Here is a 14,018-nt window from a genome sequence, read left to right on the forward strand (position 1 = left end):
ATTCATCTTGAATGGTACCGGCCTTTGCCCGTGGAGTCCACGATTTCGACCGGTTGGATTGCACGTAAATGTCGAAAGCCTGTCACCAAAGCGCCACCCATGGCCGTCCCGGAGGGAATAGGAAGGATCAACTCATACTCAATCGGACGGAGGTATCATGACCAGGAACCAGATCAGGGAAATCAGGTCCCACCTCATGCAGGGCCTGCACAACATCAACGGCCAACTGAACGGCGGCATCACCGCCCTCGAAAACTGCCCCGACGACACCGATTTCGCATCCCAGCTCGCCCAGCACGGCCTGTCAGTGGCCATGCAACGCCGCCGGGTGGCCCGCATCCGGGAGATCGAGGCGGCCCTCAAGCGCCTGTCCCATTCCGACTACGGCATCTGCGAGGAGTGCGGCGAGGAGATCGGCATGGCCCGGCTCATGGCCAACCCTTCGGCCCGCCTCTGCGTGCACTGCCAGGCCGCCGAGGACGACGGGCTGAACCGGCGCTGCGCCTAGCAAGACGCCGAACGACTTACCGCGGCGGCCTGCCCGCCGCAACGGAGACACCATGGCTGACCCCCTGTTCAAGGTGGACATGCACGTCCACTCACGGTTTTCCACGCGCCCGTCGCAGTGGATTCTGCAGAAGATCGGCTGCCCCGAAAGCTTCACCGAGCCGCGACGCCTCTACGACATCGCGCTCCGCAAGGGCATGGACATGGTCACCATCACCGACCACAACACCATCGCCGGGTCGCTCGAGATCGCCCACCTGCCGAACACCTTCGTCAGCGAGGAGATCACCACATACTTCCCCGAGGACCGCTGCAAGCTCCACGTGCTCGCCTACGACATCACCGAGGCCCAGCACGACGACATCCAGCACCTGCGCGACAACGTCTTCGACCTGGTGCCCTATCTCCGCGAACAGAACATCGTCCACGTCCTGGCCCACCCGCTCTTCGCAGTCAACGACCGGCTCACCCCGGCCCATTTCGAACAGGCCCTGCTCCTGTTCAACATCCTCGAGGAGAACGGCACCCGCGACGCCCGCCAGAACAAGACCCTGCGCGACATCGTGGCCCGGCTCACCCCGCTGGACATCGACCGGTTGGCCAACACCCACAACATCGAGCCCTACGGCGACGAGCCGTGGGAAAAGGGCATCACCGGCGGGTCCGACGACCACTCCTCCCTGAACATCGCGCGCATGCACACCGTGTTCCCGGGCCAGCCCAGCCTGAACAACGTCCTGACCGGCCTGCGCGAGCACACCTCGCGGCCCGCCGGAAGTCCGGCCACCCCCCGGACCATGGCCCACAACCTCTACGGCATCGCCTACCAGTTCTACCGCTCGCGCACCGGCTCCCTCTCGCCCGAGGTCTCCGAACACCTCTGCTTCCGCTTCATCAAGGCCGCGCTGCACCCCGGCGAGGAGCCCAAGCAGACCCTGTCCACCCTGCTCCAACGCATCATCGGGCGCGGCAAGGCCACCCTGCACCGCGAATACGGCCCCACCGATTCGGTCCAGGGGCTGCTCCTCAAGGAGGCCGCCGACATCATCGCCCACGACCCCACGCTCCTGCGCATCGCGCGCGGCAAGGTCGACGACGTCATCACCCTGGAACGCGAATGGGCCCGCTTCGTCTCCCTGGCCGCCAACCGCGTGCTCGCCCAGTTCGCAGACCGGACCCTCAACTCGGTGCTCGGCGCCAACCTCTTCGACGTCTTCCACTCCATCGGCTCGGCGGGCTCCCTCTACACCCTGCTCGCCCCCTATTTCGTGGGCTACGACCTCTTTTCCACCGAGCGGGCCTTCTCCAACCAGTGCCTCGACCGCTTCCGCAAGAAGAGCGCGCGCACCAGCGACGACCTCAAGATCGCCCACTTCACCGACACCTTCGACGAGATCAACGGCGTGGCCCGGACAATCCGCCAGCAGCTCAAGATGGTCGCCCGCCACGGCAAGGACATGACCGTCATCACCTGCGGGGCCAAGGCCGACGTGCCCGGCGCGGTCTCCTTCGAGCCCGTGGGCCGCTTCGACATCCCGGAATATCCCGAAATATCCCTGGCCTACCCGCCGTTCCTCGACATGCTCACCCACTGCTTCGAGCAGGAGTACGACTGCATCCTGGCCGCCACCCCCGGCCCGGTCGGCCTGGCCGCCCTGGCCATCTCTAAGATCCTCAAGCTCCCCTTCCACGGCACCTACCACACTGCCTTCCCCGAATACGTCGGGGCCTTCACCGAGGACGCGGGCCTGGAAGACGGCTGCTGGCGCTACATGTCCTGGTTCTACAACCAGATGCAGGTCATCTACGCACCCAGCGAGGCGACCAAGTTCGAGCTCATCGACCGGGGCATCGACCCCGGCAAGATCGTCACCTACCCGCGCGGCGTGGACACCGAACGGTTCCACCCCGCCAAGCGCAACGGCTTCTTCAGCCGGTTCGACATCGGCGGCGGCACCAAGCTCCTCTACGTGGGCCGCGTGTCCAAGGAAAAGGGGCTGGACACCCTGACCGAGGCCTTCCGCAAGGCCGCCCGCATGCGCGACGCCATCCAGCTCATCGTGGTCGGCGACGGCCCCTATCTGGCCGAGATGCAGCGCGCCCTGCGCTCCACCCCGGCCATCTTCACCGGCGTGCTCAAGGGCGAAGCCCTGGCCCAGGCCTACGCCAGCGCCGACCTCTTCGTCTTCCCCTCGGCCACCGACACCTTCGGCAACGTGGTCCTCGAAGCCCAGGCCTCGGGACTGCCCGTCATCGTCACCGACAAGGGCGGCCCCGCCGAAAACGTCCTGCCCAACGAAACCGGCCTCATCGTGCCCGCCGGCGACGTGGACTCCCTGCTCCGCGCCATCCTCCATATGGTCGATACCCCGGAACGCATCCAGTACATGCGCAGCAAAGCCCGCTCCCACGTCGAAAACCGCACCTTCGACGCCACCTTTTTGAAGACCTGGGAGATATTCGGCGACCACGTGGCCGCGTAGGAAAGGATGCCTCCGGCGGGCCCTCGCCGGGCGGCGTCTCCGACGGCTGGGGCGCTGCCCCAGACCCCGCCAGGGAACCTTTTGGGGAAAGGTTCCCTGGACCCTCCCAAACTTTTTGTGTCGCCTGCGGCGAAGGGGCGGTCGCGAGAGGACGGATTGTTGCGCGAGGGGAAGGGGGGAGCTTGGTTGGGCGGTGTCCCGAAGTGTTCGCGCCGGACGGCCCTCCGAGCCCCATGGACGCCCGACACGAACACTTCGGGACGGTTACCAACCGGCACAACGAAAGGTATTCTTGCCAGCTTTCCGTCCCCGCACCCCGAGCGCAGCCCGGCGATGGGATTCTTAAAAGTACCCACCACGTTTCTGGGAAGTCGCCCCCTGCCTTTTTTTCAATCTTGGCAGGGAGTTACTTCTAGGCGGTTTATGGTGATCACAAAAAGAAAAGCCCATTGTGAACTTTCATTTCCAAAGGGCTATCCACATTGTTGGTATGCTTATTTCAGACTCAATCTGACCGAAAAGAGTTTCTCCTGTTCCTCGATGGACAAATCCCAGCCAAGCTTGTCCACAAGCTGTGATATGAGCATCAGCCCGACCCCGTGGCCTTCATGGGCCCGACCGCCATTCTCGGCATGGGTGTCGTTCACGACAGAGAATTCACTCTCGGTCAGACGGATATGAATAACACCGCTAAAGGTGTACTGAAACGCATTGCGGATAATGTTGTTCAAAACAATACGCAGCGGGGTTTCCGGCACATCCAACGACACGGAAGCCAAGTCCTGCTGGACCCGGTTTCCCTTGCCTTTAAGCAGATAGGCGTTCTCATCGATTATCGAAGAAACCAGCCTTTCGATCTCCACATGGCTGCTTTCCAATTGATCCGTCTGCTCCCGGCTGACCCATAGCAACGTCGCAATCAAATTGCGCATGTTGGTCACGGCATTGTTCATGCGCCCCATGGAAGCCTTGAAACGCGAATCCGCGTCCGCGCCGAGGCGTTCAAGCAACTCCAGATTGTTCTGCAACACGGCAACCGGTGTGCGAAGCTCGTGACTCGCATTGCGGAGAAAGGCGTGTTCGCGCTCAATCCCCGCCATCTGACGGCGAAGGGCATCCCGAAAGAGAAGAGCAAGCTCATTCAATTCCCGGTAGGTAAAATCCACCGGCGTATCCAGATTGTCCTTGTCCAACGCACCCGCCCATCGGCTGATGCCCTCCACAGGCAACACAATCCGGCGAAACAGAAAAAACGACATCCCGACCATGCCGATAAAGATTGCCACTCCGGATATCACGAGGAAATACATGCGCCATCTGAACATCCTGTCTATGTTCGACGATGCAAAATCATCACTAATCTCGAGCACAAAGTAGAGCATGGTACCATCAGATCGCCTCCATGGAAGTATGCAGTAGTTTGTTTCGTCATCCTGCCACTCACTGTATTCGATAACGCCTTCGACCAATTCCACTCCGGCGAATCTATCCCGTACCGATTCCGGGACCCCCTCCCATTTGGCATAAACGCGAAAATTCGCCGACCTCGGCAGAGGGGTATCCGGATCTTCCAAGTAGGCATCTTGGTAAACCCTCGCCTCAGACTGCATCCGGGACTGAACGGATACATCCCATCCGGTCATAAAATAATCGTCCAATAAGAAAGAATACAAAAAAACGAGCAATCCACTCGTGCTCACCACAAACACGATGATCGTCTTCTTGATGCTTTTGGGGTTACCCATCGTCGCCTCTCAATGAGACTCCCACTCCAGGCACGGTATGAACAAGTTGCACTGATGCAGAGCCATCTATTTTTTGCCGTAATTTGTGAAGGTGCACGCTCAGGCTGTTGCTTTCCGGTACGTCATCCCCCCATAAGGCTCGCTCCAAGGAGCGGCGTGACACAATTCCCGGGCTCTTGGAGACCAATTCCTTGATTAATTCCCACTCGGTAGGCGTCAGACGAATAACAGCCCCCCCCCGGCGCACCTCATGGGCATGAAGGTCGATTTCCAGATCTTCCACCGTGAATACCTTCGCCTGGCTGCTTCTTCGTTTAGCCAAAGCCCGGATGCGAAATAAGAGTTCCTTCATGGCAAACGGTTTGACGAGATAATCATCCGTCCCGGCAGAGAATCCCGCGACCTTGTCATCAAGCGTGTCCCGCGCTGTAAGCATCAGGATAGGTGTATCCACCCCTTCCCTGCGCAGCTTCTCGCACACCCCGAGGCCATCCAGTCCGGGGACCATGATGTCCAGTAAGATGACGTCATAGGTATTCTCCAAGGCAAGCTCCACGCCGTGAAGTCCATTGAAGGCATGGTCACAGTTTATGGATTCAAGCTCCAGATAATCGATCAGCGATGCGGCGAGGTCCATGTCGTCCTCGACCAAGAGTGTTGTCAGAGACATTTCAGTATCCTTCTGCATTGCAAAAAGCCCCATGGACTCCATGGGCCTTACCTAGCTTTTTTGGGGCAGATCGCACCATGATTAAAGCCAGCCCCCGAACTGGTTCTCATTTGTCACCGGGACTGTTACGGCAGGCGTGCGATCTTCTTTTTCACCGATGACCGCACGCTTCACGTTGACCGAGAAACGAATGAGCGCGGGAATGAGGATCAACGTGATAACCGTGGCGAACAGGATACCGTAAGCCATGGAGACCGCGGCAGGCTTCAGGTACTGAGCCTGCTCTGAAGATTCAGCCAGAAGCGGGACCAAGCCCAGAAAGGTGGTAATGGATGTCAGGAAGATGGAACGCATGCGCCGCACACCCGCGGCAAGGAGGGCTTCATCCACACCACGTCCTCGTTCACGCTGTGCCCCATACTCCGTAACAAGCAACAGGCTGTCGTTCACCACGACGCCACACAGGGCGAGAAGGCCAAAAAACGACAGCAGGCTGAGCGGGTAGCCCAAAAGCCAATGGCCGCCGACGGCACCGATAAATCCGAACGGGATGGCGGCCATTATGTACAGCGGCTTGGTGTAGGACTTGAGCGGCACGGCAAGCAGGGCATAAATCAGGCCCATGGTCAGGACGAACGCTCCCCACAAGGATGATGAAGCCTCCGACTCTTCCTGTATTTCGCCGGAGAAGGCAAAACCGATATCCGGGAACTCCTGGCGAAGCCGAGGGAAAAAGTTTTCCTGCAGATCCGCCAACACCTGGCCGGGGGAGGTGACGGCCTTGTCCGTATCCGCCATGACGGTGGTAACCCGGTTGCCGTCACGCCGATGAATCTCCACCGCTGCATAGCCGGGATTCAGTTCCGCCACCACGCTCAAGGGAACAAGCGCACCGGCAGCGGTACGGATACGCGTCCGCTTCAGGTCTTCCATGTACCGACGCTGGTCTGCGGGGTAGCGCACCTGCACCTTGACCTCGTCACGCCCCTGTTGGAAACGCTGCGCCTCGTACCCCTGAAACCCTCCTCGCAGCTGCGAGGTCAGATCGTCGAGCGTGACGCCGAGATTGCGGGCCTCGGGCTTGAGGGTAAAACGAATCTGCGGCTGGTTCGGCTTATTGTCATCCCTGACGTTGTTGACGCCGGAGTATTGACGAAGCCGTTCCTTCAATCTGGCTGCGGCAGCCTGAAGTGTAGCCTGCTCGCGCCCGCTTATGTTGATGGAGATATCTTCCATGTCCCAGCCGGTGGAGTTGTAGTTAAAGATATCCACGCCTTCCAAAGGCCCAACGGCCGCCCTCCACTGTTTGATCATGTCGGCAGCCGTGATTTTCGACCCCGGCTTGAGATCGAGTTTCCCGGTTACGGTGAAGGAAGTCGCGCTGCTGATGGCGGTCTGTATGTCCGTAACAGGTGCGGACTCCATGCCGTATTTTCCCTTCCACCCCTCGTTAAGGCGAATGAGTTCGGACTCGATACGCAAGGCGTTACTCATTGCCAGAGCCTTGCCCGCTTCCTGGTCCATTGTGATGGATGCGGTCAGCAGGGTCCCCGGAATGTTGGGGAAAAAGACAGAACGTACTCTGCCGCTGCCAATGAGTGCGAATACGCAAATGAGCAAACCGAGAAATACAGCCAGCGCCACTCCGGGCATATTCAGCACCCGCTGCATAAACGGGACATATATTCTTTCATTGAACAGATCGAGCCCGTGAGTCACCCGACCTTGGAGTGTTACCAGCGGGCGCATCAACACATTAGGTTTTGCCGTGGAATTCACGTTCACGTGATTCAAGTGTGCAGGCAGGATGAACTTCGACTCCAGCAACGAAAAACAGAGAGCCACAACGACCACCACTGCAAACTGGCCGAAAATCTGGCCGAACTCTCCCTTGATGAACGCCAGAGGCATAAACGCCGCAACCGTTGTCAACACGCCGAAGGTCGCTGGTGTGGCCACTTCGGATACCCCTGCGATGGTCGCTGCCGTGGTATCTCCTTCCCGTTTTCGAGTGGTAAAGATATTCTCGCCGATAACGACGGCATCATCTACCAATATACCAAGCACCACGATGAAACCGAAGGTTGTCATTTCGTTGATGGTATAGCCCAGGAAGCTATCTCCCATCATGATGAGGGTCCCTGCAATGGAGATGGGGATGCCCAACGAAATCCAGAGAGCCAGACGAAGATTGAGGAACAGGGCCAGTATGGCGACAATGAGCAGGATACCGCTCAAGCCATTGCTGAAGAGCAGGGAAACACGGTCCTGAATAAATTGGCTTTGATCATACCAGGGCTTGATCCCAACCCCTTGCGGAATTCGGCCGGAGTCCTCCAATCCCTGCACCACCTCCCGGGCCTCGATAGCCGCTTTGGTCACATCGGTGCCGCCCGCGTCCACTATCTGGAGTGTGATAGCGGGTTGTCCCTGAAACCTTGTCCGGACGAGGTCTTCCTCAAAAGCATCCTTGACGGTTGCTATATCGCCCAATGTAAGATTCGCGCCGTCCGCAGTGGGCAGGATGACAATATTACGGAATTCATCTTCACCATATGCTTGACGGTCTGCCCGCAGGGTAATGGTCGACATGTTTGTCCGCAACTCACCGCCGGAATCGCTTACCGATTCCTTGGCAATGCGTGTCGCCACGTCCTGCAAGGTCAATCCGTATGCCTGCAACGAGGCTTCATCAATCTCAATGGCGATCTCACGAACACGTCGTCCGATATAGTCGACTTTATTGATGTTGCCCTGTGCAAGAAGTTGTTGCCGAACCTTGTCGGCCAGTTGACGAAGCGTATCATGCCTGACCTGGCCATATATGCTGACGTACATGACATGGTCGTTCCACTCTTCCTGCGAGATGACCGGTTTTTCGGCACGGTTCGGCAGAGTGGCAATGGCGTCGACCTTGCGTTTGACGTCCCGCATTAACTTATCCAGCGAATACCCTTGTTTCGTTTCTACCACGACGGTGGAGCCGTTTCGATCCGAAGTGCTGGTGATCTCCTTGATGCCGGTCAAACCATTGACCGCTTCCTCGATCTTCACGGTCACACCTCTTTCCACCACTTCGGCAGAGCTGCTGGGGTATGCCGTGGAGATGGTTACTTTCTTGGGCGGAAACGGAGGGAAGGCCTGCAGGGGGCGATTCATGGATGTGAACACGCCACCGAACAGCACCAGCAACATCAACAGATTGGCTGCGATGGGGTTCTGGACGAACCAGGCGACCATGCCGCCCGTATTGTTCTTATTCATGGGACAGCTCGCTTAATATGGGGCTGACCGAAGTGCCTTCCAGATAGGAATTCAATGGACGGACCACAACATTCATGGCTTTCAAGTTCTCCGGCGCTTGAATGAATACTTTACCGTTTCGGCGGAAGCGGACTTCAGGTTTGATGCGACGAAGTGAGTTCCCATTGTCCGTATACCAAATATCACCGGCCTGAGTCAGAGAGCTTTCCGGCACCGCAAAAGTTTCCTTTACCTCTGCACCGGGGACCTCGGCCCGCACAAAAGTGCCGGGCAAAAGAGGCTGGCTGCCATCCAACGGATTCTCCACCATAACAATGGCTGTGCGTTGCCGTGTTGTGTCAGATAGTTGCAATTCCAGTCCCATGAGAGTGCCAACCCATTTGTCGCGCGAATTCGTGACGGAGGTCATGGGGACTTTGGCCCCATACCGGGATGCTTCGCCCATTGCGTCGAGGTTGAGCAGTGAACACTGTTGTTCGGTCAAGGGAAAACGCACCTCGACCCGATCCGCCCCGTATACACTGCCGACCACTGTACCTGCGGTCACGTATGTTCCCAGAGCAACCTTGCGTTCGATAACAGCCGCATCGTAAGGAGCCACGATCAACGTGTTCTGAAAGTCATTCCGAGCCTTGGCAACCGCGCCTTCAGCGGCTTTCACTTGCGCAAGGGCCGCTTCGAGCTGGGGCTTACGCAACACCAACGGTGATGCGGGTTGCCGGGCCTGTCCCATCCGTTTCCAGTCTTTTTCCGCCTGCTTCACCCGGTGCTGCTCCTGAACATACGCAAGTTTTGCATCGGCCAATTCCCTTTCGCGCGCCGCAAGCTCCGAGCGGTATTCCACATCTTCCACCTTGGCGAGCAAGTCCCCCTTGGGGACGATTCGTCCGGCATCAAACACCGGAGCCAGTTCGACAAGGCGGCCTGACACAGCGGACACGATGTCCGTTTTCCAGTACGGCACAGCCTTGCCGAAAGCCTGAACCGAAGCAGTATATGTCCCGGCCTTCACCGGCTCTACGGAAACCGGCATGTCGATGCGGGCCTTCTTTTCAACACTGGCCTTGACCGGCCGGGAAAACATCCAAAAGGCAATGAGGATGGCCACACCCAAAACCGATGAGGCTAAAATGATATGCAGATATTTTTTCATGGTTACTTCTCAGTCGTCGGTTTTTCCGTGTTCAAATCGGCATTCAGGCCAGAGGCCAGCGCAAGCTGCGCACGATTGTCGAGTTGAAGGGCGCGGACCTGCAGCAGTTGGATTTCCGTGTTCAATTCGGTTTCCTTTGCGGTCAGCAAATTGATGATGTCCGAAAGCCCTTCACGGTAGCGTTGTTCGTAATTGATGCGGCTTTGAGTGGCGTAACTCAGGGATTTTTCCAAGTGCTCCCGTCTGCGGGCCAATCCGCGTTCAGAGTCCAGGCCGTTCTCAACTTCCTGCATGGCCTCGAGAACCACCTTGCGGTAATCTTCCCATGCGGCCTTGCTCTCTTCGGATTTGGCGGCGGCGGTGTCCTTGAGACGGCCTCCCATGAATACGGGCTGAGTCAAAGCCCCTACGAGGTTCCAAATGGCCTGCCCCGTTGTCAGATCGTGTATGGTTTTGGAAGTATTCGAAATGTCGGCAGTAATCTTGAAAGACGGCAGCATCGCTTTGTTGGCAGCGGCAACGTCCAAATCCGACTTTCGAACCCGATCCCAAGCGGCCCGGATATCAATGCGATCCGCCAAGACTTCGGATGGTATTCCAACCAGAGGATTAGCTACCGAGGGGAGTTTCACATCTCCGGCAATGGTTCCAGACGGGTACTGGCCGAGCAGCAGTTCCAACACGCGGCGGGCTTTGGTCAAATCCAACTCGCGTCCGGCCAGCACTTCCCGTGCAGCTTCAGACTTGGTACGCGCCGCGTCCAGATCGGTCAGATTGCCAAGACCCATGTTGTACCGCTCAAGAATTATCTCTTCGGTATCAAGCAGTGCCTTAATGCGGCGTTGTTCAATCGCCACGGCCCGACTTTTGGCCGCGAGATCAATCCAGGCCCGAACAACCCGAGCCGCCAAAGCATTTCGTGCAAGCATGTAGTCCCCGCTTTTGGCTTTCACTTCCAACGCGGCAGCATCATTGAGATCGGCCAGCCGCTGCCATAGATCAACCTCCCAACTGACGTCTGACCGGATAGAGAAGGAAGCGGCTTCACGCCCCGACGAATTGGTTCGGGCCCCACTCCCTCCCACAGTCAATTCAGGAAGACGGGCAGAGGATGTTACGCTCAAAAGCAACCCTGCCGCCTTGAGTCGATAGGCCGTAGCCGTCAGGTCCGGATTGGCGGACAGGGCCTCGGCGATGAGTGCCCGCATTTGGGGAGTATCGATTAGTCCGGTAATATCTTTCGCCACCTCGAAGTCGGAAGCAGGCGTCTGCCACGCACCGGGCATTATCCCTTTAATCTCCGCTTTCTTGGCTGTCAGATCCATGCGGGCGGCACATCCGGCAAGCACAAGGGGCAGGGCCATGACAGCCGCCAACCGGGCAACAGAAACAGACTTCAGTATTGTCATGCCCCCCCAGTATCGAACCGGGGATTAAGAAAAGATTAACGTTTGTTAGCGAAGGATGGTTTTCGTGCGATTGCACGAAAAGGCCGCAGTGCTCCACCATCCCTTGAGCCGGAGTAGGAATCTCCATCCCTCTCGCGGAGCCTGCGAGGATGCCGACTCAAGCAAAGTCGTCGGGGCAGGGCCGGACCGCGAAGCGTCCGCCCGAAGGGCTTGGCCTTGCCTTGACGGCTGCTTGCGTCACGCTCGCGGGAAAAACGGCGGGAGGAGAAGAATCCCTCCCGCGGAGCCTGCTCGGAGGTTTTGCGGCGTCATAGGGTAGGGCATATCCACCGGATAAATCGGTCACCAGAAGGAGGTAAAACGCACCCAAGGCGCGTTCATAAGTTTTGACGACAGTCTAAACTTATGAACGCTTAAGCAGGCACTAACATGCTGTAACACCAAGCACTTCACTGCCGTTCATTTCCCAACGGCGCACTTTCACATCCAAACGCCAGGCTGAAGCACAGCACCCCCGCCGGACAAACGACAGGCATCTAGAAATCTGCCGTTGTCGGAATTCCCCCACGGTCACCGCTTTATGCGCAGGACGAACGAACTTGCGTGGTGGAACCCCTTATTGAATGGATTCTCAGGATTTTTTTCTTCTGTGGGAATCGGACATTGATTTGTCCCGTGTCGGTTGTTGTCTGGCGCGAACAGGGCAACCCAGCTCGGCCCGCGCTCGAAGAATCCGGCAGAACGCCAGAGCCTTCGCAGGCCGGTTGCGCGAAGCCGGATTTGGGGTTTGCAAGTGGACATTTCCAACAAGCATTTTGCGGCGAGGGCCCGCCGGAGGCCTTCCCTAGCCCCGCACTTTCTCCAAAAACGCCGTCGTGGAGTACCCTTCCAGCAGCGGCAGGCTGTGCACTTCGCCGCCCGCCTTGGTGACCACGTCGCCGCCGACGATCTGATCGACGGGCCAGTCGCCGCCCTTAATGAGGATCTGGGGGCGGCAGGCCTTGATGAGTTCGAGCGGGGTGGATTCGTGGAAGATGATGATGTGGTCCACGCAGGCGAGCCCGGCGAGGACAAAGGCGCGTTCCTCGGCGGTGCTCAGGGGGCGGTCGTCGCCTTTGCCGAGCATCTTGACGGACTCGTCGGAGTTGAGGCCGAGCACGAGAGAGTCGCCCATGGCGCGGCAGCGCTGGAGCAGGTCCACGTGGCCGGGGTGCAGGATGTCGAAGCAGCCGTTGGTGAAGACGAGCCGGTGTCCGGGCGCAAAGGCACTCTTCCGTTTGAGGAAGGTGCGGATACTCATGAGCTTGGGATTATCGGGCAGGGACATATCAGTTTCCTTCGGGCCGGACGCCCTTGCGCCGCATGGGGACGTTTTTGGGCTTGAGCTTGGAGGTATCCTGGAAGAGCACGAGCTCGAACCAGTCCATGGCGAAGGACAGGGCCACGTTTTCGTTGGTGATGATGGCCTGCTGGCGTTTCTCGTCCACTTCCACGCGTTCGAAGAGCTGCATCTTCTGGATGAACCCCTGGAAATCGTCGATGCGGTACAGGGCGAGGATGGCCATCTGATTGAGCTTGTCGGAGATGGGGTGGCCGAGCTGCCGGGTGCGCGAGAGGATGTTCATGTACCGGTCGTTGAACGCGGTGTAGTCCTTGAAGCCCTGGTCCTGTTTCCAGGATTCGCCGGTCCATTCGTCCTTTTCGAGGAACCCCTTGCAGTGATCCTCCCTGACGATGAAGAACTGTTCGAGCACGCCGCCCTTGCCGTCGGGCCGGGTGGCCCGGCCGAGCGGGTACATGCGGCACGCGCCGGGCCGGTCGGCGTAGATGCGGCACCCTTCGGGGGTGACGAAGGCGCAGGACCGCCGGGCGTTGTCGAGCATCTTGAACTTGAACACCGGGAAGTTGGTGTCGGGCGCGTGGTAGGCCGTGGTGTGCACCCGCAGGAAGTCCACGGACGACATACCGAGGGCGGCGCGCATGCGCAGGATGTCGTACGGCGTCAGGACCATGTCCAGGTCCGAGCAGCAGGCATTGAAGCACTCGATGCCGGGATAGCATTTGAAACAGTATGTCTTGCCCTCTTCCAGTTCCGGAAGGGAGTCCAGAAATTCCTTGGTCTCATCGTGTTGCATGGTGGTTCTCCAGGGGTCTTGTTCCCTTTATCCCCGCCGGGCGGCGGCGGGCGTGAGTCCTCGTATCACTTGAAGGGGCGAAAGGCAAAGGAGGCCGTCCCGCGCTCGCGAAAGGCTTTTACCGAGGTCTATCGCGGCTGACCGTGCGCGCATGCGCGGTGGGGGTAATGAGGATCGCCTGGCGGCGGCCTTAGGGGACGCCTCTTGTTTGCGCGCATGCGCGGTGGGAGAGCGTGCGTTCTCCCTTTGTTGTTTTTCGCCTTTACGGCGACTTCCTTTTTTGCTGGCGCAGAAAAAAGGAAGCAAAAACTGCGCTTTTGGGCCAGCTCACGGAAGCGGGACCAAGAGCCCGTAGGCGGCTTTCGCTGGCTGGATAGATGTCCGCTGCGCGGACGCGATCCAGCCTGCGCTTCGCCGCCCGAGACGGGCTCTAGGCCCCGCTTCCGATTGCCCGTCGTTGTAAGTGATATTGTCCTGCCGCGTCCGGCCCGTCATCCCGCCCCCCAACAAGCCCTCCCAAGCTCGCTGGAGCGCTTTGGACGCCCCGCGTCCAACAGCGGCTCTCTTTGCAGGGCGGCCCGAACCCAGACGCACCCTCCCGATAATCCACGCTCGCCATACCCGAGTGACCGAAGAGGAGCAGACTGGCTCG

The 14,018-nt window shown here is 58.8% G+C and carries 9 protein-coding genes; 2 read left to right on the forward strand and 7 right to left on the reverse strand.

From position 1 onward, the window contains the following. The first annotated feature begins 157 nt into the window (after positions 1-157). Positions 158-508 carry a TraR/DksA family transcriptional regulator gene (locus AB6M95_RS06950; RefSeq protein ID WP_371386015.1) on the forward strand — a complete coding sequence of 117 codons (351 nt, stop codon included), beginning with the start codon at positions 158-160 and terminating at the stop codon, positions 506-508. A 52-nt stretch (positions 509-560) separates the two neighbouring features. Next, on the forward strand, positions 561-2,990 hold the full coding sequence (locus tag AB6M95_RS06955) for a glycosyltransferase (RefSeq protein WP_371386016.1): 2,430 nt from the start codon (positions 561-563) through the stop codon (positions 2,988-2,990). A gap of 494 nt (positions 2,991-3,484) precedes the next feature. On the opposite strand, the gene AB6M95_RS06960 is transcribed toward AB6M95_RS06955, so the two are convergent. The 7 genes from AB6M95_RS06960 to AB6M95_RS06990 form a co-directional block, all read right to left on the reverse strand. Beyond that, complete coding sequence (locus tag AB6M95_RS06960; RefSeq protein WP_371386017.1) at positions 3,485-4,735, reverse strand: sensor histidine kinase; 1,251 nt, start codon at positions 4,733-4,735, stop codon at positions 3,485-3,487. Continuing rightward, entirely contained in the window at positions 4,728-5,447 is a 720-nt protein-coding gene (locus tag AB6M95_RS06965) for a response regulator transcription factor (RefSeq protein WP_371386018.1), read from the reverse strand. The genes AB6M95_RS06960 and AB6M95_RS06965 overlap by 8 nt, the downstream gene beginning before the upstream one ends. 39 nt (positions 5,448-5,486) lie before the next feature. Further along, positions 5,487-8,669 (reverse strand): efflux RND transporter permease subunit, encoded by a 3,183-nt coding sequence (locus AB6M95_RS06970; protein ID WP_371386019.1) that lies wholly within the window; start codon positions 8,667-8,669, stop codon positions 5,487-5,489. Next, positions 8,662-9,822, reverse strand: coding sequence for an efflux RND transporter periplasmic adaptor subunit (locus tag AB6M95_RS06975; protein ID WP_371386020.1), 1,161 nt, complete (start codon positions 9,820-9,822; stop codon positions 8,662-8,664). The genes AB6M95_RS06970 and AB6M95_RS06975 overlap by 8 nt, the downstream gene beginning before the upstream one ends. A gap of 2 nt (positions 9,823-9,824) precedes the next feature. After that, positions 9,825-11,231 (reverse strand): TolC family protein, encoded by a 1,407-nt coding sequence (locus tag AB6M95_RS06980; protein WP_371386021.1) that lies wholly within the window; start codon positions 11,229-11,231, stop codon positions 9,825-9,827. An 844-nt stretch (positions 11,232-12,075) separates the two neighbouring features. Then, a complete protein-coding gene (gene rfaE2, locus AB6M95_RS06985; protein ID WP_371386022.1) occupies positions 12,076-12,558 on the reverse strand; it encodes a D-glycero-beta-D-manno-heptose 1-phosphate adenylyltransferase in 483 nt (160 codons plus the stop codon). Position 12,559: 1 nt separating this feature from the next. Next, positions 12,560-13,366, reverse strand: coding sequence for a YkgJ family cysteine cluster protein (locus tag AB6M95_RS06990; RefSeq protein ID WP_371386023.1), 807 nt, complete (start codon positions 13,364-13,366; stop codon positions 12,560-12,562). Positions 13,367-14,018: the final 652 nt, after the last annotated feature.

The organism is Pseudodesulfovibrio karagichevae (genome assembly GCF_041414475.1).
In the GTDB taxonomy this organism is placed as follows: domain Bacteria; phylum Desulfobacterota; class Desulfovibrionia; order Desulfovibrionales; family Desulfovibrionaceae; genus Pseudodesulfovibrio; species Pseudodesulfovibrio karagichevae.

Excerpts from the sequence above, each read along its gene's own strand:
- AB6M95_RS06950 (WP_371386015.1), top strand. The coding sequence starts at position 158 with ATGACCAGGAACCAGATCAGGGAAATCAGGTCCCACCTCATGCAGGGC.
- AB6M95_RS06955 (WP_371386016.1), top strand. The coding sequence starts at position 561 with ATGGCTGACCCCCTGTTCAAGGTGGACATGCACGTCCACTCACGGTTT.
- AB6M95_RS06960 (WP_371386017.1), bottom strand. The coding sequence starts at position 4,735 with ATGGGTAACCCCAAAAGCATCAAGAAGACGATCATCGTGTTTGTGGTG.
- AB6M95_RS06965 (WP_371386018.1), bottom strand. The coding sequence starts at position 5,447 with ATGGAGTCCATGGGGCTTTTTGCAATGCAGAAGGATACTGAAATGTCT.
- AB6M95_RS06970 (WP_371386019.1), bottom strand. The coding sequence starts at position 8,669 with ATGAATAAGAACAATACGGGCGGCATGGTCGCCTGGTTCGTCCAGAAC.
- AB6M95_RS06975 (WP_371386020.1), bottom strand. The coding sequence starts at position 9,822 with ATGAAAAAATATCTGCATATCATTTTAGCCTCATCGGTTTTGGGTGTG.
- AB6M95_RS06980 (WP_371386021.1), bottom strand. The coding sequence starts at position 11,231 with ATGACAATACTGAAGTCTGTTTCTGTTGCCCGGTTGGCGGCTGTCATG.
- rfaE2 (WP_371386022.1), bottom strand. The coding sequence starts at position 12,558 with ATGTCCCTGCCCGATAATCCCAAGCTCATGAGTATCCGCACCTTCCTC.
- AB6M95_RS06990 (WP_371386023.1), bottom strand. The coding sequence starts at position 13,366 with ATGCAACACGATGAGACCAAGGAATTTCTGGACTCCCTTCCGGAACTG.